Raw genomic sequence first — 21,509 nt, forward strand, 5'->3', positions numbered from 1 at the left:
ACGGCCCGGCCGAGGAGGCCGGGCCGCCCGCCCGCGGTCAGCTCGAGAACAGCATGCCCACCCAGCTCCGCTCGCGGTGGTGGCCATGGTGGCCGTGGTGCGGAGCGCCCCAGGCGGGCGCGCCGTGCGCGGGCGGCGGCGCGTACTGCTGCTGCGCCCACTGGCTCTCCAGCCGGGTCAGCGTCTCCAGCTCGCCGTAGTCGAGGAAGATGCCCCGGCAGTTGTCGCACTGCTCGATGTGGATCCCGTTGCGGTCGTACGTCCGCATGCTCCCGCGGCACTTGGGGCACTGCATCAGATTGATCTCCTTGATCACGTAACGGCTGGGTATCGCCGTCTGCTCTGGTGGTGCGGTGCTGCTGTGGTGGTGCTGGGTACCGCTCGGCGGCGCTCGGCTCAGACGCGCGCGGTAGCGAGGATCCTCGCGCAGGAGGACACCAGCGCCCGCGCCGTCTCGTCGAGCGGCCGCCGGGCTCGCCTCGCCGTCGCGACCGCCGTGGCGGCCAGTTGGACGGTCAACGCCCGGGCCGGCAGGTCGAGTTCCCTCCACGGTTCGTCCCGGCTCACCGCGCCGCCGCCCGCGGCCAGGTACGCGCCGAGGAACCGGTCCCAGGCCGAGGTAGCGAGCAGTCCGGCGGCGAACCAGGCGGCCGGCCGGGCGAGGTCCCACGCCGGGTCGCCCTGGCCCAGGTCGTCCGGATCGATCAGGATCCAGGTCCCGCCGATCCGGACGAGCTGGCCGAGGTGCCAGTCCCCGTGGACCAGCGCGACCGGTGGTTCGCCTCCCGCCGCCGGCCCGGGCCGTACCGGCCGGTGTCCCGCGCGGCTCCACGGCAGGGTTCGGTACGCGGCGCGGATCGCCGGCGGGACGTCGCGATGCCCGTCGAGCGCGGCGACGGCGCGCGCGAGCCGCGCCGGGCCGCCCGCCGCAGGCAGCCCGGGCGGCAGGGGACGGGTGTGCAGCCGGGCCAGCAGCCGCGCGCCCTCCGCCCATGGCACGCGGTCGTCGCCGTCCTCCAGATCGGCGGGCGTCAACGGCTCACCCGCCGGCCAGATCGTGACGAGCCGCGCGCCCAGCCGCTCGACGCCGAGAGGGGCGAGCATCAGGCCCGGCAGGCGGCCCGCCAGGCCGAGCCGGGCGCGTAGGTCGGCCTCCGGCGTCCCCTCGGGATGGGCCTTCACCACCACGTCGCCCACCCGGACCACCACGACCCCCGCTTCGGAGATCCTCGGAGGAGCGCCCTTGAGCACGGCGACCGGGCCCTCGCGGGGCGCGAGCCGTACGAGCTCGGCGATCAGGTCGGCGTCCGGCCCGCCGGGGGCAGCGGCGACAAGGAGCGGAGCGTCCGGGGCAGCCGTGTCGGCCGGTCCCGCCGACGGTTCGATCACGGCCCCAGCCTATGGTGCCGATATGAAGATTGGCTTTGCCGTACCGGTCTCCGGCTCGTGGGCGACGCCGGAGAACATGAAGCGGATCGCGCGCCGCGCCGAGGAACTGGGCTACCACGAGGTGTGGGCCTTCCAGCGGCTGCTCTATCCGGTCGGGAATCCCATGGGGCCGATGTACCGCAGCGTGCGCGATCCGGTCGTCGCCCTGTCCTATCTGGCGGGCGTCACCGACCGGGTCCGCCTCGGCGTCGCGGTGCTGAACCTGCCGTTCGTCTCGCCCGCCCTGATGGCCAAGCAGCTCGCGACCCTGCAGGACGTCTCCGGCGGACGGCTCGACGTCGGGCTCGGCCTCGGCTGGCTTCCGGAGGAGTTCCGGGCGTCCGGCGTGCCGATGGAGCGCCGGGGGAGACGGGCGGAGGAGTACGTCGAGCTGCTCCGCCGCCTCTGGACGGACGACGTGGTGGAGCACCGGGGCGAGTTCTACGAGCTGCCGCCGGTCCACCAGGACCCGAAGCCGGTCAGCGCGCCGCCGATCCTGATGGGCGGCACGGCCCCCGTGGCGCTGCGCCGGGCGGGGCGGATCGCCGACGGGTGGATCAGCCCCAGCCGCGCCGACCTCGCCACGATCGACGAGCAGATCACGATCGTGAAGGACGCGGCGCGTGAGGCGGGGCGCGACCCCGCGACGCTGCGGTTCGTCTGCCGGGGCGTCACCCGCGCGCAGGCGGACGACACCGCCCTGCTCACCGGGTCGTACGAGAAGATCCGCGCCGACGTCGCGGCCCTGGGCGAGAAGGGGGTGACGGAGGTCTTCCACGACCTCAACTTCGACCCTGAGATCGGCAACCCCGACGCCGATCCCGCCGAGTCGATGCGCCGGGCGGAGGAGGCGCTCGACGCCCTCGCCCCCGGCCGGTCCTGATCTCCGGACGTCCTTCACGCCCGGCTCGCCCCGGTCCCGTCGCGTCGTTCCGCAGGGTCCGGGGCCGAGCGCGCGGTCACCCGGCTACCGCGTCACGCGGTCATGCCGTACGCCTCGGCGATGAGCCGGTAGGAGTGGAGCCGCGCCTCGGCGCCGTGGACCATCGTCGTGATCATCAGCTCGTCGGCGCCGGTGCGCTTGCGCAGCTCCTCCAGGCCGGCCCGGACCCCGTCGGCGTCTCCGTACACCACGTTGGACAGCCGGTCGCGGACGAACTCCGTCTCCATGGGCGTGTACGGGTACGCCTCGGCGGTCTCCGGGGACGGGAACAGGCCCGGCGTCCCTCGGCGCATCCGCAGCCATGACAGCGCGCCGGGCATGGCCTGCCGGAGCGCCTCCGCCTCGGTGTCCGCCGCCACGGCGGCCACCCCGATCAGCGCGTACGGCTCGGAGAGGACCTCGGAGGGGCGGAACGAGGACCGGTACAGGTCGAGGGCGGGCTCGGTGTTCGCCGCGCTGAAGTGGTGGGCGAAGGCGAAGGGCAGCCCGAGCAGCCCGGCCAGCCGCGCGCTGAACCCGCTGGAGCCGAGCAGCCAGACGGGCGGCCGGTCGGCGGTGCGCGGGATCGCCTGGATCCTGGCGTACGGGTGGTCGTCGGGGAAGGCGCCGTCGAGGAAGGCGGTCAGCTCCGCGACCTGCTGGGGGAATTCGTCGGGGTCGATGTCGGCGGAGCGGCGCAGGGCGTTGGCGGTGGCCATGTCGGTTCCGGGGGCGCGGCCGAGGCCGAGGTCGATCCGGCCGGGATGCAGGGCGTGCAGCGTGCCGAACTGCTCGGCGACGACCAGCGGGGCGTGGTTGGGCAGCATGACACCGCCGGAGCCGATCCTGATCGCGCGCGTCGCCGCCGCCAGATGGGCGATGAGCACGGCCGGGGAGGAACTGGCCACGCCGGGCATCCCGTGGTGCTCGGCGACCCAGATGCGGTGGTAACCCCACTCTTCGGCGCTTCTCGCCAGCTCGGTCGCGGTGCGGAGTGCGTCGGCGGGCGTGTGCCCTTCGCCGACGGTCGCGAGTTCGAGGATCGACAGGGGGATGTCGGCCGTCCCGCTCGGGACGCCGCGGATGAAGTCCGTGGTCATTATCGGGACAACCGGAGTGGTTTTCCGTTTATTTCCCACCGGGCGCGGTAACGGCCGGTGGGCGGGTCTCCCCGCACATGTCCTCTGGCCGGACGTCGGGGCCGGTCCGCCTCACGGCGTCGGCGGTTCTCGCACGTCCGGAGCCGGAAAGCGGTCGAGGGGAGCGCTCCGCGAGCGCTCCCCTCGACCGCCGTGCGGCGCCGTACTCAGAGGACCTTGGACAGGAACGCCTGCGTACGGGCGTGCTGGGGGTTGGCCAGCACCTCGCGCGGGACGCCCTGCTCGACGACCACGCCGCCGTCCATGAAGACGAGCGAGTCGCCGACCTCCCGGGCGAACCCCATCTCGTGGGTCACGACGACCATCGTCATGCCCTCGCGGGCCAGGTCGCGCATGACGTCCAGGACCTCGCCGACGAGCTCGGGGTCCAGAGCCGAGGTGGGCTCGTCGAACAGCATCAGCTTCGGCTGCATCGCCAGCGCCCGCGCGATGGCGACCCGCTGCTGCTGGCCGCCGGAGAGCTGCGACGGGTAGTTGCCCATCCGGTCGGACAGGCCCACCCGCTCCATCAGCTGCTCGGCCCTGACCCTGGCGGCGTCCTTCGACTCGCCCTTGACGAGCATCGGCGCCTCCATGACGTTCTGGAGCGCCGTCATGTGCGGGAAGAGGTTGAACCGCTGGAACACCATGCCGATGTCCCTGCGCTGGGCGGCGACCTCCTTCTCCCGCAGCTCGTACAGCTTGTCGCCGCGCTGCCGGTAGCCGACGAGGTGGCCGTCCACCCACAGCCGGCCCGCGTCGATCTTCTCCAGGTGGTTGATGCAGCGCAGGAAGGTGGACTTCCCCGAGCCGGACGGGCCGACGACGCACATCACCTCGCCCTGCCGTACCTCAAGGTCGATGCCCTTGAGGACCTGCACGTGGCCGAAGTTCTTGCAGACCTGCTCGGCCTTCACCATCAGGTCCTGGGCCGCCATGTCCAGCGGGGCGTTCATGATCTCGCTCATCGCGCGTACCCCTTGCCGTAGTGCCGCTCGAGGTAGTGCTGGCCGATCATCATGAGCGACGACAGGAACAGGTACCAGAGACACGCCATGACCAGCATCGGGATGATCTGGTAGGTGTGCGAGTAGATGTTCTGCACCGTGAAGGTCAGCTCCACGAACGGCACCGCCACCACCAGGGAGGTGTTCTTCAGCATGGAGATCGCCTCGTTGCCCGTCGGTGGCGCGATCACCCGCATCGCCTGGGGCAGGATGATCCGGCGGAGTGTCTGCACCCGGGTCAGGCCGAGCGCGCTGGCCGCCTCCTGCTGGCCCGCGTCCACCGACTGGATGCCGCCGCGCACGATCTCGGCCATGTAGGCCGCCTCGTTGAAGACCAACCCGAGCGCCGCCGCGGCGGCCGCGCTGTAGAGCGCGTTGGTCTGCGCGGTGACGAACTGCGGACCGAACGGGATGCCCAGGCCGAGCGTGGGGAAGAGCGCGCCGATGTTGCCCCAGATCAGCAGCTGGGTGAACAACGGGGTGCCGCGGAAGACCCAGATGTAGAGCCAGGCCGCGCCGCGCAGCAGCGGGTTGGCGGACAGCCGCATCAGCGCGAGCAGGATGCCGAGGATGACGCCACCCACCATGGCGGCGACGGTCAGCCAGATGGTGTTGAACGTGGCTTCGAGCACAGCTGGCGCGAACAGGTATTTCAGCTGTTCAGGCCAGTTGTACGCCTCGTTGGTGACCAGGTTGTTGACCAGCATCGCGGCGAGCACCGCGACCGCCACGGCCGCCACCCAGCGGCCGGGGTGGCGCACCGGGACGGCCTTGATCGTCCCGGTGCGCGTTTCCGTTTCACCCACGGACATGCATCAGCCGCCGGCGCCGTTGATCACAGGGCTGGTGATGGCACCGTCCTGGACGCCCCACTTCTCAAGGATCTTGGTGTAGGTGCCGTCCGCCATCAGCTCCTTGAGAGCGCCGAGCACGGCGTCCTTGAACGTGCCCGAGTTCTTCCCTACGGCGAAGCCGTACGGTGCCGCGTCGTACATCTGGCCGATGGTCTCCAGCTTGTCGCCGGTCTGCTTGATCGCGTAACCCACGATCGGCGAGTCGGCCAGCATGCCGTCGATCTTGCCCGAGACCAGGTCGGCGTTGACCTCGGTCTGGCCCTTGCGCACGACCTGCTCGATCGCGGGCTTGCCGTCCTTGACGCACTTCTCGCTGCGCGCCTTGATGTCGTCGACCTCGACCGTGCCCTGCTGGACGCCGATCTTCTTGCCGCAGGCGTTGTCGGGGTCGATGCCCTGCGGGTTGCCCTTGAGCGCGGCCCACGAGACACCGGCGTTGTAGTACGTGACGAAGTCGACGACCTTCTCCCGCTCAGGGTTGTCGGTGAAGGACGAGATGCCGAGCTCGTACTTGCCGGACTGGATGCCCGGGATGATCGTGTCGAAGCCGGCGTTCTGGAAGTCGGCCTTGAGCCCGAGCTTGGCGGCGAGCGCCTCACCCAGGTCGACCTCCCAGCCGACGATCTTCTGATTTGCCGGGTCGACGGACTCGTTGGGCGGGTAGGATGCGTCACTACCGATAAGGATCTTGCCGTCCGCCGCGATGTTCTCCGGTACGAGCTTCGCCAGCGTGCTCTCGGCGCTGGGCGCCGGGGCCGCCGTGTCGGTGCCGGCGGAGTCGTCGCCGCCGCACGCCGAGAGGCTGAGCCCCGCCGCCACGGCGAGCGCGCCCATCATCGCGATACGGCGCCGCGTGATTGATCGTGGAAGCACGAGGCACTCCTTGGTTCTATCGGCCGGCTCGGGCCCGGCCACGCGTGGGGATTCGGCCTGATGCGACCGGTGACCGGTGCCCGGAGCGACGCGACGCTTCGGTATGCGGAAACGGGCACCAGGGTGAACACTCCTCGAATGGTTTTTCGGGATGGGACACGTTATCCCAGATGTGGGAATCGTCCGCAACCCTTACGGCCTGCCTGTTCTCCTTGTCGTGATCTTTCGGCGCGGCCATCCCTGTGCCCTTCCTGCCCTCCGCGCCTCGCGTGCTCGCGGCGCTCCCTGACATCCTGGAAGCATGAGCGAGCGTAAAGCGATCGAATGCTGGTTGTCGGACATGGACGGCGTGCTGGTTCACGAGGGGCACCCGGTTCCGGGCGCCGACGAGTTCATCGCGAAACTGCGCGCGACCGGACGCCGCTTCCTCGTCCTCACCAACAACTCCATCTACACCCCACGTGACCTTTCCGTACGGCTGCGCGCCGCGGGCCTGGACGTTCCCGCGGAGTCCATCTGGACATCGGCGCTCGCGACCGCGGCGTTCCTGTCCAGCCAGCGCCCCGAGGGCTCCGCGTACGTCATCGGGGAGGCCGGGCTGACCACCGCGCTGCACCAGGCGGGCTACGTGCTGACCGACCTCGACCCCGACTACGTCGTGCTCGGCGAGACCAGGACCTACAGTTTCACTTCGATAACGCGGGCGATCCGGCTGATCGAGAACGGCGCCCGGTTCATCGCCACCAACCCCGACCCGGTGGGCCCGTCGAACGAGGGGTCGCTCCCGGCGTGCGGGGCGGTGGCCGCCCTGATCACGAAGGCCACCGGGGTCGAGCCGTACTTCGTCGGCAAGCCGAACCCGATGATGATGCGCAGCGCCCTCAACCGGATCGACGCGCACAGCGAGAGCACCGCCATGATCGGCGACCGGATGGACACCGACATCGTCTGCGGCATGGAGGCGGGCCTGCACACGATCCTCGTGCTGACCGGCGTCACTCAGAAGGAGCAGATCGACCGGTTCCCCTTCCGCCCGTCGCACGTGGCCGCCTCGGTCGCCGATCTGATCGACCTGGTCTGACATCTCCGCCGCATACCTGTCGCCGCCTGACAGGATCGGCTGCGATGCTGCCGTTGTGAACCGCGTCTACCTGGAACTGGGACCGAAGAAGGTCTTCGCCTGTTCCCTCGACTGGCCGGGCTGGTGCCGCATCGGCCGGACGGAGGAGGAGGCGATCGAGACCCTGACCCACTACGCGCCGCGCTTCCGCCTGATCGCCGAGAGGGCGGGGCTCGGCTTCTCGCCCGGGGATCCGGTGGTGGTCGAGCGGGTCAAGGGCAGCGGCACCACGGACTTCGGCGCGCCGGACGCCGTCCCGCGGGCCGACCACGCCCCGACGGACGCCGAGGAGGCCGGGCGCGGCGCCGCCCTGCTGCGCGCCGCCTGGGCGATCTTCGACGAGGTGGCCGCGGCCTCTCCCGAGGAGCTGCGCAAGGGGCCGCGCGGCGGCGGCCGGGACCGCGACCGGATGGTCGACCATGTCGTCGAGGCGGAGCGCGCCTACGCGCGTAAGGTCGGCGTGCGGCACAAGCCGTTCCACGGCGACGTGGCGGCCAGGGACGCGATGCGCGAGGAGCTGGTGGAGGTTCTCACGCGGCCGGGTGAGAGCATGCCCGTGCCGGGCGGCTGGCCGGTCCGCTACGCACTGCGCCGCACCGCCTGGCACGTCATCGACCACATATGGGAGATGGAGGACCGCCGCGACTGATCCCGTGCGGCGGTCGGACGGCGGGACGGTCTCCCCGCCACGGCCTTCCTGCTTCCCACGACGCCCTTCCCGCGACCGCTTTCGGGGCGCGGAGCGGGTCGCGGTCGTCAGCCGATCAGCTCGGGCAGGTGGGAGATGTACTCGCCCAGGTACGTCCTGAGCTCCTCGGGGATCAGGTTGATCGCGCTGATCTCCTCCGGCCGCAGCGGCAGCCGTACGACCTCGTAGTGGCCGCGGGCGGGATCGTCGAACTCCGGCCCGCAACGTAGCGCCACGTCCATCGTGACCAGGCGGCAGCCGTACACGTGCTGCGTCTTGACGCCGTTCTCCTGGACGCAGGTCAGGGTGGTGAGCGGGGTGATCGCCTCGACGGTCGCCCCGAGCTCCTCCAGCATCTCGCGCCTGAGCGTGTCCTCCAGGGTGGCGTCCTCCGGCTCGACGTGGCCGCCCGGGGCCGACCAGTAGAGGTCACGGCCCGGCACGGTGCGCCGGAACAGGATGAGCCGGTACCCCTCGCCGTCGGATTCGAGAATGACGGCTCGCACGCTCGGGGGGAGTTCCATTCGCTCAGCCTACGCGGTCACTCGGTTCCACGCCGCAGGCGCTTGAGGTCGGAACGGTGCTTCTTGGTGGACAGCCGCCGCTCGACGGACGCGCGGGAGGGCTTGGTCGCACGGCGCCGCCGGGGCGGCGGGGCGATCGCCTCGGCGATCAGGTGCGCCAGCCGTACCTCGGCGGCCTCCCGGTTGCGGAGCTGCGAGCGGTGCTCGGACGCCGTCACCGTGAGCACCCCGTCGTGGAGGCGGGCGCCGAGCCGTTCGAGCGCCCGGGCCTTCAGCGCGGGGCCGAGCGCGGTCGTGGCGGCCACGTCGAAGCTCAGCTCGACCCGGCTGTCGGTGGTGTTGACGCCCTGGCCGCCGGGACCCGACGAGCGCGAGAAACGCCAGCCGAGCTCCGCCTCCGGGATCACGATCGAACCGCGGACGTGCAACGGGCCTGGCATGGTCTCCTCTTTCAGTGATCTCCCGGGCGTTCCCGGGGCGGATGTTTCGGGTTTCGGGGGCCGCGCCGTACGGGGCGGGTGACGGGACGGCCTCGGGATGGTGACGGGTTGGCCTCGGGGGCGGTTCAGCGTAGCGATCCCGCCCGTGACCGGATCAACTGATTTATCCCCAGTGAACCAGGCGAGGTACTCCTCCGCGACCTGACCGCGGTCGCGCGCGTGGTTCGGCGTGGGCGAGGGCGCGCGTACGTGTGGGGGCTGAGGCAGTGGAGGCAGGGGGACGGGCATGACGACGGTGGTGGGCGTCCACGGCATCGGCAAGTACCACTACTACCAGGAGGCCGGAGACTCGCCGGGCCGGGCGGCCGAGACCATGCGGCTGAAGTGGAACGGCTATCTGGACAAGGGGCTCAGCGGCGGAGCCGCGTACGGCGGAGCCGAGTACTTCTCCGAGATCGCCTACTACGCGCACCACCTGCGCCGGACGGCGCCGACCCCGGTCAGGAAGATGGCGCCGGACGCGAAGCTGGTGTTCTCCGACTGGGCCAAGCAGCTCGACGGCCGGGTGCGCAGCCAGGCGGGCGAGACCCTCACCGGGATCGCCCACCGGCTCGCCGAATGGCTGCTTGGCAGGCTGGGCGACCAGGCGGTGCGATTCGCCGAGGACTTCTGCCCGGAGGTGGCGACCTATCTCGGCGGCGGCGACCCGAGGGTCAAGGCGCGGGACACCGTGGCCGACGTCATCCGGCGCAGGCAGCCCCGGGTCGTGGTCGCGCACTCGCTCGGCAGCGTGGTGGCGTACGAGGCGTTCTGGGCCCACCCCGACCTGTCCGCCGACCTGCTCGTCACGCTGGGCAGCCCGCTCGCGATGCGGAACGTCGTGTTCGAGCGGCTGCTGCCCGTGCCCGTCCAGGGTCGGGGAGCCCGGCCGCCGGGCGTCGGCCGCTGGATCAACATCGCCGACAAGGACGACATCGCGGCGATCCCGCCCGGCCTGCGCGACCACTTCGACGGCGTCGAGCGCGACGTGAGGTGCAACATCGACTGGCTCGACTTCCACACCGTGCGGAACTACCTCGGTTGTGGCGCGGTGAACGAGTTCCTGCGGCCGTACCTCTGACCGGCCCGGGGTGCCACACCCTGGGACGCGTGGCGCGGGATGGTGTCCTCGACGGGCCGGTCCGCACCCGGCGAACCGGACACCCGGCCCACAGGGATCTGAACCTCCCGGGCCGGCCGGCTGAACACGCCTGTCTCCGCTCGCCGGTGGCGTTCATCGCACACGTACGCGCGCGACGAGGGCGGTCAAAACAGGGCAGTCCTCGTTCGGCTGTGGGCATGAGGCCGACGTGCACTGCGACGGAGTCAGTTCAGCGGGCGGCCGAAGCCCTCGCCCGGCCGTTCGGGGGCGAGCTGGACCGCGCCCGTCGCCGTCTCCGGTCCCGTCCCGGCCGGTCCTGCGCCATCCGGTCCTGTGCCACCCGGTCCGGGGCTGCCGCTCGCCGCGTCGTGGGGCCCCGGGGAGAGCACCGTCACCCGCTCCTCAATGCGGGTGGACACGACCAGTTCGGCCGCGCCGTCCCCGTCCAGGTCGGCGAGGGCCACCTCCTGGCCGAAGCCCTGCACCGGGTCTCCGGTCAGGCCGGCCGACCGCGCGTCGTACACCCGCGCACCCTGGGTCGACAGGCCGTTCCGGCCGCCGTACAGGACGAAGACCGCACCTGTGCCGCCGCTCGCGCCGACCGCCACGTCCGCGTACCCGTCGCCGTTGACGTCCCCTACGGCGACCGCGCCGCCGAAGCCGTCCACGCCCTCGGGAGCGCGGGGCATGCCGGGGGACGACATCGTCCAGAGCACGGGCTCGCCGCGCAGACCTTGAGCGGAACCCCGGCTGACGTAGATCTGGCCGCCCGGGTCCTCGGCGTCGGCGTAGGAGTTGCCCGCGATCACGTCGCCGTGTCCGTCCCCGTCCAGGTCGCCGATCGCCACGTCGCCCACGCCCCAACCGGGGAACGTTCCCGGCAGCCGGCCCGCCAGGCCGTCCCGGCCGCCCCGGTAGATCACCCCCGTGCCCTCGTCCGCCGGGTCGTCCTCGGAGTAGACGACGGCCAGATCGGCGTACCCGTCGCCGTCCACGTCGCCGGAGGCCAGCGGGCCGACCCGCGCCGTGGCCCCCATGACGGGCTTCCACTCCACCCGCCCCTTCCGGAACGCGGTTCCTCCGTAGGCGACCCATACCGCGCTGAAGGAGGCCACGGCGAGGTCGTCGCGGCCGTCCCCGTCGTAGTCGCCGACGGCGAGCGCCGCTCCGAACCCGATCGTGCTCTCCGGCCCGTCCAGCGTGACCGTCCGGGTGGAGAGCCCGGACGCGCCGCCGAAGGCGACCGTCACCGAGCCCGCGCGGCCGCCCCTCCCCGGCGCGCCCACGACCAGGTCGGCGTGTCCGTCGCCGTCGAGGTCGCCCGAGGCGAGCGTCGCGCCGAAGCCCTCACCCTTCACGGCCGCCGCGCCCCTGTCGACCATCTGACGCCGGGTCGCGTTCACCTCGGAGGACGATCCGTAGACCACCTGCACCCCTCCGGCCCCCTCGACGCCGTTCACGACCGCCTGAGGGGCGCCGACGGCCAGGTCGCCGTATCCGTCGCCGTCGAAGTCACGGGCCTTCGCCGCCTCGCGTGCGTCCGTCCCTGGCGTCGCCGCGGGGGAGGGAGCCGCGCTCGTCGCGCGGACGCCCGCGCCGGAGCCCGTCGCGGAGCAGGACGCCGTGGCGGCCGTGACGATCACTCCGACGAGGAGACAGGGGACGAATTTGCTCAGAGCGGTCGCGGGCACGGGGACCACGATAGAAGCGCCCACACCGACGTATCCGGCTTTATCCGACTTGTCTGGCAGCAGCCGACCCACCCGCGCCGCTCACCCGGCTTCCTGGTCCCGCTCCTCCAGCGGCGGCGCCGCCAGGCCGCAGTGCGTACGCCCCGCGGGTCCGGGAGCCGCCGCCAGCACGTTCGACCTGATCGTGACGAACGCGATCGCGGCCGAGACCGCCAGCATGGCCGCGCCGACGAACATCGCGGTGCGGAACCCCGAGGTGAACTCTCCCGGCGAGTCGTAGGCGCTGCCGGTCAGTCCGACCAGCGGCGGGATCGCGGCGACCGCGAGCAGGCTGCCGGTACGGGCCACCGCGTTGTTGATGCCGCTGGCCAGGCCCGCGTATCGCTCCCTGGCCGACGCCAGCACCGTCGCCGTCAGCGGAGCGACCGCCGCCGACAGGCCCAGGCCGTACAGCATGGCCGCCGGGAAGACGTCCACGAGGTACGTGGCGCCCGGCCCGATGCGGCTCATCAGCAGCAGCCCCCCGGCGCACATCAGGATGCCGGCCGTCATGGGCAGGCGGGGACCGATCCGCTTGGCCAGATCGCCCGCGGGGGCCGACAACAGCAGCATCAGGACGGTGACCGGAAGCATCGCCAACCCCGCGGCGATCGGCGAGAACCCGGACGACACCTGCAACTGGACCACGAGCAGGAAGAAGACCACGCCCATCGCCGCGTACATGATCATCGTCACGATGTTGATCGAGGTGAAGACCCGCGAGGCGAAGATCTGTACCGGAACGAGAGCCTGCGGCGAGCGGCGGACCTCCAGGACGGCGAAGCAGACGGCGAGCACGACGCCGGCGGCCAGCGCGGCCCTCCCCGCGCCCGGCTCGATCAGGCCGTACGTGATGCCCGCGAGGGCCAGCGCAGCGAGCGCCGACCCCAGGACGTCGAAGCGTCCGGACGAGCGGATGTCCCTGCTCTCCGGCACGTGCCGGACGGTCACCAGCACGGTGACGGCCGCGATCGGAAGGTTGATCCAGAAGACCCAGTGCCAGCCGACCGCCTCCACCAGCCAGCCGCCGAGCAACGGCCCCACGGCCGCGGCGACGCCGCCCAGCCCCGACCACGCGCCGATCGCGCGGGGCCGGTCGTCCCTGGCGAAGCACGCCTGGATGATCGCCAGCGAGCCGGGGGTGAGCAGCGCCCCGCCGATGCCCTGCGCCGCCCGGGCGATCACGAGCACGGGGACGTTGGGGGCGACGCCACAGAGGGCCGAGGCCAGCGCGAACCAGACGATCCCGATGAGGAAGATCTTGCGCCTGCCGTAACGGTCGCCGAGCGAGCCGCCGAGCAGGATCAGCGCGGCGAGGGTGAGCGTGTAGGCGTTCACCGTCCACTGGAGGCCCGACATGCCCGCGTCGAGGTCCCGGCCGATCGCGGGAAGCGCCACGTTGACCACCGTGCTGTCGAGCATCGCCATCCCGGACCCCAGAACGGTCGCCAGGATGACCCACCGCCCGGTGGGGGACCGGAGTTGGATCTGATCGGATTCCACACCGCCCATCATTGTCCGCGAACCTCCCATATGGCAGGGGAGGGGGCTTCCGACTCGCACCGGTGTGCTGTATCTGACGTCCGGGGAGGGGCGGGTAACTCGCGGGCGACGTAGGGGGTCGAGGTGTGCCTCGCCCCCCTACGTTGGAAGAACGAGAACTTTGTCGAACAGGCTGGGCGGCGGGGCCGACGAGGTCGGGGGCCAGATCGCCGATGCGGGAACTGTCGGACGCCTCTGGTAGGACAGTGCCCGCAGCTTTCCCCCGGCGAGGAGTTCGGCATGGTCGACGACGAATATCAGCGAGACACCCACGGCTACCGCGACCGCTACGCGGGTCTTCCGGTCGGGGAGGTCGACCTGGACGATGAGGGCGGTGAGCTTCCGGCCCCCGATTCGGTGGCCTGGCGGTTGTCGGCGGACACCTACGATGCCGAGCACACCTTCGCGGAGACGTTCGCCTGGTTCATGAAGCGGGTGGACACGACCAAGGTGACCGCCATTGTGATCGGCGCCTGGGAGGACGCGTACGACACCTCGTCCGAGGAGATCATCCGCCTCCTGGCCGACAACGCCGCCCGCTTCCCCGCGCTGCGCTCGCTGTTCGTCGGGGCGATGGAGCCCGAGGAGTGCGAGATCTCGTGGATCGTGCAGTCCGACGTGACGCCGCTGCTGGAGGCCTTCCCGCTGCTCGAACGGCTGGACGTCCGCGGCGGCACCGGCCTGGGGCTGCGCCCGATCCGGCACGCGGCGTTGAAGTCGCTCCGGCTGGAGACCGGAGGCCTGCCCGGCGCGGTCGTCCGCGGCGTGGGCGGCTGCGACCTCCCGGCGCTCGAGCACCTGGAGCTGTGGCTCGGCGTGGAAAACTACGGCGGCGACGCGAGCATGGCCGACCTGGAGGGCATCCTGTCCGGCGTCCGGCTGCCCGCCCTGCGCCATCTCGGCCTGCAGGACAGCGAGATCCAGGACGAGATCGCGGCGGCGGTCGCGTCCGCGCCCGTCGTCGCCCAGTTGGAGACGCTCAGCCTGTCCATGGGCGTGCTCACCGACGCCGGGGCCGAGGCGCTGCTCACCGGCCAGCCGCTGACCCACCTGCGCCGGCTCGACCTCCACCACCACTTCCTCAGCGGCGGGATGATGAAGCGGATCCACGAGGCGCTGCCCGGCGTCGAGATCGACCTCTCCGAGCAGGAGCAGGGCGACGACGACGGCGACGGCCGCGTCTGGCGCTACGTGGCGGTGAGCGAGTGAGCGTGCGACGCGTGCCCGACCGGCGCGCGGAGCGCCGCGCGGATGAGTGACGAGCAGAGCGACGTGCGGTTCGCCGTCGTCGGCACCCCGGGAGACCGCAGGGTGACGATGTTCCGCGACGCCGTGCTGCGCCGCGATCTCCCCGAGCCGGTCGTGATCTCCTGGAGCGACGTCCTCGCCGGTCTTCTCGCCCCCGGCGAACCATCCACGCCGACGCCGGACGTGACCGCACCGCGCGGGGGCGGAACGGCGGGCGCCGGTGCGGATCGGCTCGGTGTGCCCGTGCACGATGACCATGCTCTCGATCTCCACGGGCCCGGTGCTCAGGGCCTCGGCTCCTGCGGATTCGACGCGCTCGCGCCCGGGACGCTGGTCCGGATCGACTCTCCCGGCGAGGACGCCCGGGCCGACGCCCTGCTGCGCGGTCCCGGCGACCCGAGCCGGGTCACGGGCGGCGCCCGGTGGTACCGCACCTTCGTCGCCGGTCTGGCCAAGGTGCGGGACCTGACCGCGACCGTGCCGTCGGCGTGCCTTCTCGGCGATCCCGGGGAGATCGCGGTGATGTTCGACAAGCGGCTGAGCCATCGGCGGCTGCGTGACGCGGGCGTCCCCGTCCCGGACGCCCTGGCCGTCCCGGTCACCTCGTACGACGAGTTGCGGGGGGAGATGGCGCGACGGCGCTGGACGCGTGTGTTCGTCAAACCCGCCCACGGCTCCTCGGCCTCCGGTGTGATCGCCTTCCAGGTCCACGGCGCCCGGGTCAAGGCGGTGACCTCGGCGGATCTGGGCCCGGGGCAGTCGTTGCACAACTCGCTGCGGGTCCGGACGTACGAGAGCGAGGACGACGTCGCGACCATCGTCGGCGCGCTGGCTCCCGAGGGGCTGCACGTCGAGCGCTGGTTCTCCAAGGCGTCGCTCTCGGGACGGGCGTTCGACCTGCGGGTGGTGTGCGTGGCCGGGACGCCCACGCACGCGGTGGTGCGCCTCGGCCGAGGCCCCATGACGAACCTCCACCTGGGCGGCGCCCGGGGCGATCTCGACGGCGTGCGGGCGCGGCTGGGGCCGGCGACCTGGGAGCGCGTCATGGACGTGTGCGCGCGGGCCGCCGCCTGCTTCCCGCACAGCCTCGCGGTCGGCGTGGATGTCATGGTGGGGGCGGACCTGCGTTCGGTGGCGGTCGCCGAGGTCAACGCCTTCGGCGATCTGCTGCCCGGCCTGCCCGGCCTCGCCGGGACCCCGGCGGCGGGCGTCGACACGTACGCCGCGCAGGTCGCGGCCGTGATCGACGGGTGGCGCCCCAAGGGTGGCGGCCTCCCGGCCCCGGCTCCCGATCCCGGCCGTCAGGACATCGCGCCGAGCACGGCCTGCGGTGAGCCGCCGCGAGCGGGAGACGTCGCCGGCCAAGCGGATGGCCTGCGGGAGGCGGCGTACGGGGGACGGCATGCGTGACATGAACGCCGTCGTGGGCAGCCACGACATCCTGCTGGTGACCCTCGACACGTTGCGCTACGACGTGGCCGCCGAGCTGGTCGAGGCGGGGCGACTGCCCACCCTCGCCCGCGTCCTGCCCGGAGGGCGCTGGGAGCGCCGCCACAGTCCCGGCAGCTTCACCTATGCCGCGCACGCCGCGATGCTCGCCGGGTTCCTGCCGACACCGGCCGAGCCGGGGCCGCATCCCCGGCCGTTCGCCGCCGTCTTCCCCGGCAGTGAGACGACCGCTTCCGGAACCTGGGTCTTCGACGCGCCAGACCTTCCGGCGGGGCTGGCCGCGGCGGGCTACCACACGGTCTGCGTCGGGGGAGTGGGCTTCTTCAACAAGCTGACGCCGCTCGGCTCGGCCCTGCCCGGCCTGTTCGCGGAGAGTCACTGGGAGCCCGAGTTCGGCGTGACCTCCGAACACTCCCTGGAGCGGCAGATCGACCGTGCCGAGCGGGCACTACGGGACGTCGAGCGGCCGGTGTTCCTACTGCTCAACGTGTCCGCGCTGCACCAGCCGAACTGGTTTCACCTGCCCGGAGCGACCCGGGAGCACGGCGACACGAGAGAGAGCCACGCCGCCGCCCTGGAGTACGTGGACCGGCACATCGGGCGGCTGTTCGCGCTGATGACGCGGCGTCGCCCGTGCTTCGCGATCGTCTGCTCCGACCACGGAACGGCGTACGGCGAGGACGGTCACACCGGCCACCGGATCGGACACGAGATGGTGTGGACGGTCCCCTACGCCGAGTTCGTCCTGGACCACGCCCCGCGCGCGACGCCGACCGGGGAGCGGGAGCCGGGCGATGGCGCATGACGTCACCCCGGACGCCGGACGTACGGACGTCGGCGGCGGGCGCGGGGCAGCGAGGACGGTCGAGCGGGACATGGAACATGAGCGACACAGGGGGCACGGCCGTGCGGACGGAGAGTGACGTGAAGCGGAGCGGCGCCGTCGACATCGGCGTCGGCGCGCCACGGCCGGAGCGGGTGCACAGTGTGCCGGCGCGCCACGAGGCACCGCGGGCGAATGGCGACAGCCCCCACGACGAAGCGGACGGTGACGGCCTCTACCACGAAGCAGGCGATGACGGCCTCTACCACGAAGCGGACGGCGACAGCCCTTACCAGGGATACGTGTACGCCTACCCGCACAAGACGGCCTATCGGGAGCTCGACCCGCGCCCCCTGCTCCGCGATGTGTGGGCGGGGGAGCGCACCGACGCGCTCTTCCTCTACGTGCACATCCCCTTCTGCGAGATGCGCTGCGGGTTCTGCAACCTGTTCACCCGGACCGGCGCCCCCGAGGAGCTGACCACGGCCTACCTGGACGCCCTCGAACGGCAGGCGGGGGCCGTCCGCGACGCCCTGGGCGAGGCCCCCCGGTTCGTGACGTCCGCGATCGGCGGCGGCACGCCGACCTATCTCAGCGCGGGCGAGCTGACCCGCCTGTTCGACCTCACCGAGCAGATCATGGGAGTCGACCTGCGGACGATCCCGCTGTCGGTGGAGACCTCGCCCGCGACCGCGACCCCCGACCGGCTGGCCGTACTCGCCGAGCGCGGCACGACCCGGGTGTCGATCGGCGTGCAGAGCTTCATCGACGCCGAGGCCCGTTCGGCCGTCCGGCCCCAGCGGCGGGCCGAGGTCGAGACGGCGCTCGGCGCGATCCGCGCCCAGGGGTTCGAGACGCTGAACATCGACCTGATCTACGGGATCGACGGCCAGACCCCGGTGTCCTGGCGGCACTCCCTCGACGCCGCCCTCGCCTGGCGGCCGGAGGAACTGTACCTCTACCCGCTGTACGTCCGGCCGCTGACCGGTCTGGGCCGGCAGGGCCGGGCATGGGACGACCAGCGTCTGGAGCTGTACCGCGTCGGCCGCGACCATCTGCTGGCCGCCGGATACGAGCAGGTTTCCATGCGGATGTTCCGCCTGCCCGGCTGCGGCGGCAGCACCGAGTACTGCTGCCAGACCGACGGCATGGTCGGCCTCGGATGCGGCGCCCGCTCCTACACTGGCGACCTGCACTACTCGTACGAGTACGCGGTGGGCGCCCGCCACGTCCGGGCGATCATCGACGAGTACGTCCGCCTGCCGCGCGAGGAGTTCGCGGTGGCGAACGTCGGCTTCCGGCTCGACGACGAGGAGCGCCGCCGCCGTCATCTGATCCAGTCGCTGCTCCAGGCGGAGGGGCTCTCCCGGGCCGACTACGGGAACCGCTTCGGGACCGACGTGCTGGCGGACTTCGGCGACGAACTGGCGCGGTTCGCGGGACGCGGGTGGATGGAGGTCGGCGACCAGGCGGTGCGGCTCACCGCCGAGGGACTGGCCTACTCGGACGCGGTCGGCCCGGCGCTGTTCTCCCGCCGGGTCGGGACGCTGATGGACGGCTACGAAGAGCGATGAACGACAGGACGCTCCCGATCGTGTCCCCGGCCCGCCGTGATCCGTATGGGGAGCCCCGCCGTGAGCCGCACGGGGAGCCCCACCGTGAGCCGCACGGGGAGCCCCACCGTGAGACCGTCCGCCCGGCCGACTGCCCGGCGGAGGATCCGGCACGGCGGGATGCCGGGGACGGGCATCTGTCGATCCTCTACCGGGGGCCGCTCGCGAGCTGCGACTACGACTGCGCGTACTGCCCCTTCGCCAAGCGGAGGGACGACCCGGAGCGCCTGCGCGCGGACCGGTCGGCGCTGCAGCGCTTCACCGCGTGGGTGGCCGGGCGCGACCACCCGGTTTCGGTGCTGTTCACGCCGTGGGGCGAGGCTCTGGTCCGCTCCTGGTACCGGGCGGCCATGGTGGAGTTGAGCCGCCTTCCGCAGGTGCGCAGGGTGGCCGTGCAGACCAACCTGAGCTGCCGCACCGGCTGGCTCGCCGACGCGGATCTCACCCGGCTCGCGCTGTGGGTCACCTACCACCCCAGCCAGGTCGCCCACGACCGGTTCCTCGACAAGTGCCGGGAGCTGTCCCGGCTCGGCGTACGGCACAGCGTGGGCATCGTCGGCCATCCGGATCACCTGGACGCCGCCCGCCGGCTCCGCGCCGACCTGCCCGCCGGCACCTACCTCTGGGTGAACGCCGAGGAGGGCCGCCGCTACACGGACGACGAGGCGGCGGAGTGGGCCGCGATCGACCCGCTCTTCGGATACAGCAGGTTCGCGCACGCGAGCGCCGGGCTCGCCTGCCGTACCGGAGAGAGCGTGGTCTCGGTGAGCGGGGACGGCACGGTCCGGCGCTGCCATTTCATCCCCGAGGTGATCGGCAACCTCTACGACGGGTCGTTCGAGGGAGCGCTGCGGCCCCGGCCGTGTCCCGCCGCCACCTGTGACTGCCACATCGGTTACGTCCATCTGGAGCCGCTCGGCCTGTACGACGTCTTCGCCGAGGGGATCCTCGAACGGGTCCCCGCCGGATGGCCCGCCCTGCCCTGAGCGGCGGAGGCCACGCGGGCGCGCCGTGAGGCGGGGCGCCCGCGTGGCGGGAGCGGGATCAGGTCTCGCGCTCGGGCTGGTACTCCTCCTCCGTGACGCCGAACGTCCAGGCCACGCCCTGTCGCGCCCGCACGATCCACGGGGGCACGCGCAGGAAGTAGGTGCGGCGGGTGCCGTCCGGCTCGGGGGTGGAGTTGACGACCTCGACCATGGTCACGTCCTCGTCCCCGGGCAGGGAGATCTGCCAGAGCACGCCGGTCTCGTCCGCGTGGACGGGAGACGCGCCCGAGTCGGCGAGATAGCGGTCGTAGCCGTAGTGCTCCAGCATGACCCGGCGCAGCTCGGCGTTGTCCTCGCCGCGGATCCGGGCGGGGTCGAGCGCGGCCATCGTCTCACCGAATCCGACGGGGACCGGCATCCCGTGCCAGGCGTTCAGGGCGAAACCGTCCGCGAAGAGCAGCGCGGGGCCCTCAGCGCGGTGCAGCCGGCCGAGGTCGTCGAGGTGCAGCTCCAGCGGCCGCTCGCACAGCAGCGCGACCCGCTCGAGGGGCCACCACCAGCCGGCCGACCGCGCCACGTCGTAGAGCCCGCCGAGCGCGGACCGCTCCGCCTCCGCCACTCCGGAGAGGATCTCGCGGAGCACGCCCGGGTCGGGGGCGAAGGCGCACAGCCACGCGGCGTCATGCTGGCCGAGAACGGCGTCGAGCGTCGCTCCGCGCAGCAGTTCGCCCGCCGCGCGGTCCAGCCGGGCCGCCGCACTCCCGGCCGCCGCGCCGCCGCCGCTCGTCGCGCTCCCGGCTGCCGCGCTCCTGGCTGCTGCGCTCCCGGCCGCCGCCGCGCCGCCGCTCGTCGCGGCCCCGGTCGCCTCGGCGCTGTTCGCCTCGGCCGCTGTCGCGCCTCCCACCGGTGCCCCGGCCGCCGCGATCCCCGCGAACGGGCTGCCGTCCGTGTCGCGATCTCCGGCGATCGCCCGCCGGATCTCGATCACGAGGCGGTTCACCTGCGGCCACAGCTCGCCGCCGCTCGACGCCCACGCGCCCGACCAGCCCGCCGGGCCGAGCACCTCGTGGACGGCGCGACGGGCGCGTTCCCACGGCCCGGTGCGTACGGCGTCGCGGACGTTGCGCCCGGCGGGAGCCGTGCCGACGAGGGCGAGCGCCCGGTCGACGATCTCGCCCAGACCGGCGGCGGCCAGGGTCGCCCGGGCCTCGGGCCCCCCGGACAGCGCGGCCGCGGCCACCGCCCCGGCCGCCGGGGACCCGAACCAGAGAATGCGCTCCGGCTCGGGCAGCCCGGCATCGCGGTACGCGCGACGCACACCGGCCTCCGCGACAGCACGGTCCGCGGGCCCGGTGGCGAGCGCCACCTCACGCCAGGCGACGGCGAAATCGACGCTGAGATCGGTCGTCATCAGTCGGCCACCACCCGGAACGCGCCGGGGACGTACTCCCGCTGCCTGATCACCTGGTACCACCCCTTCGGCAAGGAGATCGCGTCGTGTTCCTCGTGAACGAGCCGTCCGCCGGAGGGCAGATGCAGAAACCCGGGGTTGTGCGGGCTGGGGTCGAGCAGCAGGGTGCCGGGCCCCGGGATCGCGTGGGCGTGCCCCGTCGCCTCGCCGAGGGCGAGGACGAGACGACCACGCGAATCACGCTGCTGCGGCGGCAACGCCCGAGCCCGCGCGGGCACGGCTTCCTCGGCCACAGGAACGATCAGGATGTCTCCCTGCCGGTACACGACGGCTCCTTTCGGTCAGCTGATCGCGAAGATAGGGGAGACCACTGACATTTCGCACACCGCTCGGCTTCCCTCGCCCAACCTCGGCGGCGAGGCCCGCGAGCGGTGCCGCCTCCGTCCCGGCCCGGCCCCTGTTCGGGCATCCGTGGCACGGGGACAAGCCGCCCACAACGCCCGGAAGTCCCGAAACCGCAGGCGAATTACAGAATTACGATCGCTCACAGCGAACTCGCGCAACCAAGGGA

Annotated in this window: 21 protein-coding genes; 9 read left to right on the forward strand and 12 right to left on the reverse strand. The window is 72.3% G+C overall.

Going from position 1 to position 21,509, the window contains the following annotated elements:
- Nucleotides 1-37 precede the first annotated feature (37 nt).
- Both AWQ68_RS08825 and AWQ68_RS08830 read right to left on the reverse strand, forming a co-directional pair.
- Entirely contained in the window at nt 38-295 is a 258-nt protein-coding gene (locus AWQ68_RS08825; protein ID WP_066937749.1) for a TFIIB-type zinc ribbon-containing protein, read from the reverse strand.
- 101 nt (nt 296-396) lie between these two features.
- The gene (locus AWQ68_RS08830; protein WP_084463777.1) at nt 397-1,389 is read right to left on the reverse strand and encodes a protein kinase family protein; all 993 of its coding nucleotides are present in this window, start codon (nt 1,387-1,389) and stop codon (nt 397-399) included.
- Between the two features lie 22 nt (nt 1,390-1,411).
- On the opposite strand from AWQ68_RS08830, the gene AWQ68_RS08835 reads away from it, so the two are divergent.
- Complete coding sequence (locus AWQ68_RS08835; protein WP_066937469.1) at nt 1,412-2,311, forward strand: TIGR03619 family F420-dependent LLM class oxidoreductase; 900 nt, start codon at nt 1,412-1,414, stop codon at nt 2,309-2,311.
- A gap of 92 nt (nt 2,312-2,403) precedes the next feature.
- On the opposite strand, the gene AWQ68_RS08840 is transcribed toward AWQ68_RS08835, so the two are convergent.
- The 4 genes from AWQ68_RS08840 to AWQ68_RS08855 form a co-directional block, all read right to left on the reverse strand.
- Nucleotides 2,404-3,450: an LLM class flavin-dependent oxidoreductase gene (locus AWQ68_RS08840; protein WP_066937471.1), complete on the reverse strand. Its 1,047-nt coding sequence runs from the start codon at nt 3,448-3,450 to the stop codon at nt 2,404-2,406.
- A gap of 206 nt (nt 3,451-3,656) precedes the next feature.
- A complete protein-coding gene (locus tag AWQ68_RS08845) occupies nt 3,657-4,457 on the reverse strand; it encodes an amino acid ABC transporter ATP-binding protein (protein ID WP_066937474.1) in 801 nt (266 codons plus the stop codon).
- Nucleotides 4,454-5,302: an amino acid ABC transporter permease gene (locus AWQ68_RS08850; RefSeq protein ID WP_373281509.1), complete on the reverse strand. Its 849-nt coding sequence runs from the start codon at nt 5,300-5,302 to the stop codon at nt 4,454-4,456. The genes AWQ68_RS08845 and AWQ68_RS08850 overlap by 4 nt, the downstream gene beginning before the upstream one ends.
- 9 nt (nt 5,303-5,311) lie before the next feature.
- Entirely contained in the window at nt 5,312-6,223 is a 912-nt protein-coding gene (locus AWQ68_RS08855) for an ABC transporter substrate-binding protein (RefSeq protein WP_245655810.1), read from the reverse strand.
- A 301-nt stretch (nt 6,224-6,524) separates the two neighbouring features.
- On the opposite strand from AWQ68_RS08855, the gene AWQ68_RS08860 reads away from it, so the two are divergent.
- Nucleotides 6,525-7,304: an HAD-IIA family hydrolase gene (locus tag AWQ68_RS08860; protein WP_066937483.1), complete on the forward strand. Its 780-nt coding sequence runs from the start codon at nt 6,525-6,527 to the stop codon at nt 7,302-7,304.
- Between the two features lie 55 nt (nt 7,305-7,359).
- On the forward strand, nt 7,360-7,992 hold the full coding sequence (locus AWQ68_RS08865; protein WP_066937486.1) for a hypothetical protein: 633 nt from the start codon (nt 7,360-7,362) through the stop codon (nt 7,990-7,992).
- Nucleotides 7,993-8,099: 107 nt separating this feature from the next.
- On the opposite strand, the gene AWQ68_RS08870 is transcribed toward AWQ68_RS08865, so the two are convergent.
- Together AWQ68_RS08870 and arfB are read right to left on the reverse strand one after the other, a co-directional pair.
- On the reverse strand, nt 8,100-8,555 hold the full coding sequence (locus tag AWQ68_RS08870) for an NUDIX hydrolase (RefSeq protein ID WP_066937488.1): 456 nt from the start codon (nt 8,553-8,555) through the stop codon (nt 8,100-8,102).
- Nucleotides 8,556-8,572: 17 nt separating this feature from the next.
- Nucleotides 8,573-8,995, reverse strand: a complete 423-nt coding sequence (gene arfB / locus AWQ68_RS08875) for an alternative ribosome rescue aminoacyl-tRNA hydrolase ArfB (protein ID WP_066937491.1) — start codon at nt 8,993-8,995, stop codon at nt 8,573-8,575.
- 286 nt (nt 8,996-9,281) lie between these two features.
- Here arfB and AWQ68_RS08880 point away from each other — a divergent pair, with 286 nt between their 5' ends.
- Nucleotides 9,282-10,115, forward strand: coding sequence for a hypothetical protein (locus AWQ68_RS08880; RefSeq protein WP_066937494.1), 834 nt, complete (start codon nt 9,282-9,284; stop codon nt 10,113-10,115).
- Nucleotides 10,116-10,360: 245 nt separating this feature from the next.
- Here AWQ68_RS08880 and AWQ68_RS08885 read toward each other — a convergent pair whose 3' ends face one another.
- Together AWQ68_RS08885 and AWQ68_RS08890 are read right to left on the reverse strand one after the other, a co-directional pair.
- Nucleotides 10,361-11,827 carry an FG-GAP-like repeat-containing protein gene (locus tag AWQ68_RS08885; protein WP_169808880.1) on the reverse strand — a complete coding sequence of 489 codons (1,467 nt, stop codon included), beginning with the start codon at nt 11,825-11,827 and terminating at the stop codon, nt 10,361-10,363.
- 81 nt (nt 11,828-11,908) lie between these two features.
- Nucleotides 11,909-13,378 carry an MFS transporter gene (locus AWQ68_RS08890; RefSeq protein WP_245655811.1) on the reverse strand — a complete coding sequence of 490 codons (1,470 nt, stop codon included), beginning with the start codon at nt 13,376-13,378 and terminating at the stop codon, nt 11,909-11,911.
- Between the two features lie 270 nt (nt 13,379-13,648).
- Here AWQ68_RS08890 and AWQ68_RS08895 point away from each other — a divergent pair, with 270 nt between their 5' ends.
- The 5 genes from AWQ68_RS08895 (at nt 13,649) to AWQ68_RS08915 (ending at nt 19,527) form a co-directional block, all read left to right on the forward strand.
- Entirely contained in the window at nt 13,649-14,617 is a 969-nt protein-coding gene (locus AWQ68_RS08895; RefSeq protein WP_066937504.1) for an STM4015 family protein, read from the forward strand.
- Between the two features lie 42 nt (nt 14,618-14,659).
- On the forward strand, nt 14,660-16,066 hold the full coding sequence (locus AWQ68_RS08900; protein WP_066937507.1) for an STM4014 family protein: 1,407 nt from the start codon (nt 14,660-14,662) through the stop codon (nt 16,064-16,066).
- A complete protein-coding gene (locus AWQ68_RS08905; RefSeq protein ID WP_066937755.1) occupies nt 16,059-16,910 on the forward strand; it encodes an STM4013/SEN3800 family hydrolase in 852 nt (283 codons plus the stop codon). Before AWQ68_RS08900 ends, AWQ68_RS08905 begins: the two co-directional genes overlap by 8 nt.
- A 77-nt stretch (nt 16,911-16,987) precedes the next feature.
- Entirely contained in the window at nt 16,988-18,502 is a 1,515-nt protein-coding gene (locus AWQ68_RS08910; RefSeq protein WP_084463778.1) for an STM4012 family radical SAM protein, read from the forward strand.
- Nucleotides 18,499-19,527, forward strand: coding sequence for an STM4011 family radical SAM protein (locus AWQ68_RS08915; protein ID WP_169808881.1), 1,029 nt, complete (start codon nt 18,499-18,501; stop codon nt 19,525-19,527). The genes AWQ68_RS08910 and AWQ68_RS08915 overlap by 4 nt, the downstream gene beginning before the upstream one ends.
- A gap of 58 nt (nt 19,528-19,585) precedes the next feature.
- Here the strand turns inward: AWQ68_RS08915 and AWQ68_RS08920 are convergent, their stop codons facing one another.
- Both AWQ68_RS08920 and AWQ68_RS08925 read right to left on the reverse strand, forming a co-directional pair.
- Nucleotides 19,586-20,938, reverse strand: a complete 1,353-nt coding sequence (locus AWQ68_RS08920) for a DUF6745 domain-containing protein (protein WP_066937510.1) — start codon at nt 20,936-20,938, stop codon at nt 19,586-19,588.
- Nucleotides 20,938-21,264, reverse strand: a complete 327-nt coding sequence (locus tag AWQ68_RS08925) for a DUF8820 family protein (RefSeq protein ID WP_066937514.1) — start codon at nt 21,262-21,264, stop codon at nt 20,938-20,940. The genes AWQ68_RS08920 and AWQ68_RS08925 overlap by 1 nt, the downstream gene beginning before the upstream one ends.
- Nucleotides 21,265-21,509: the final 245 nt, after the last annotated feature.

This window comes from Microtetraspora fusca, assembly GCF_001570365.1.
In the GTDB taxonomy this organism is placed as follows: Bacteria; Actinomycetota; Actinomycetes; order Streptosporangiales; family Streptosporangiaceae; genus Microtetraspora; species Microtetraspora fusca.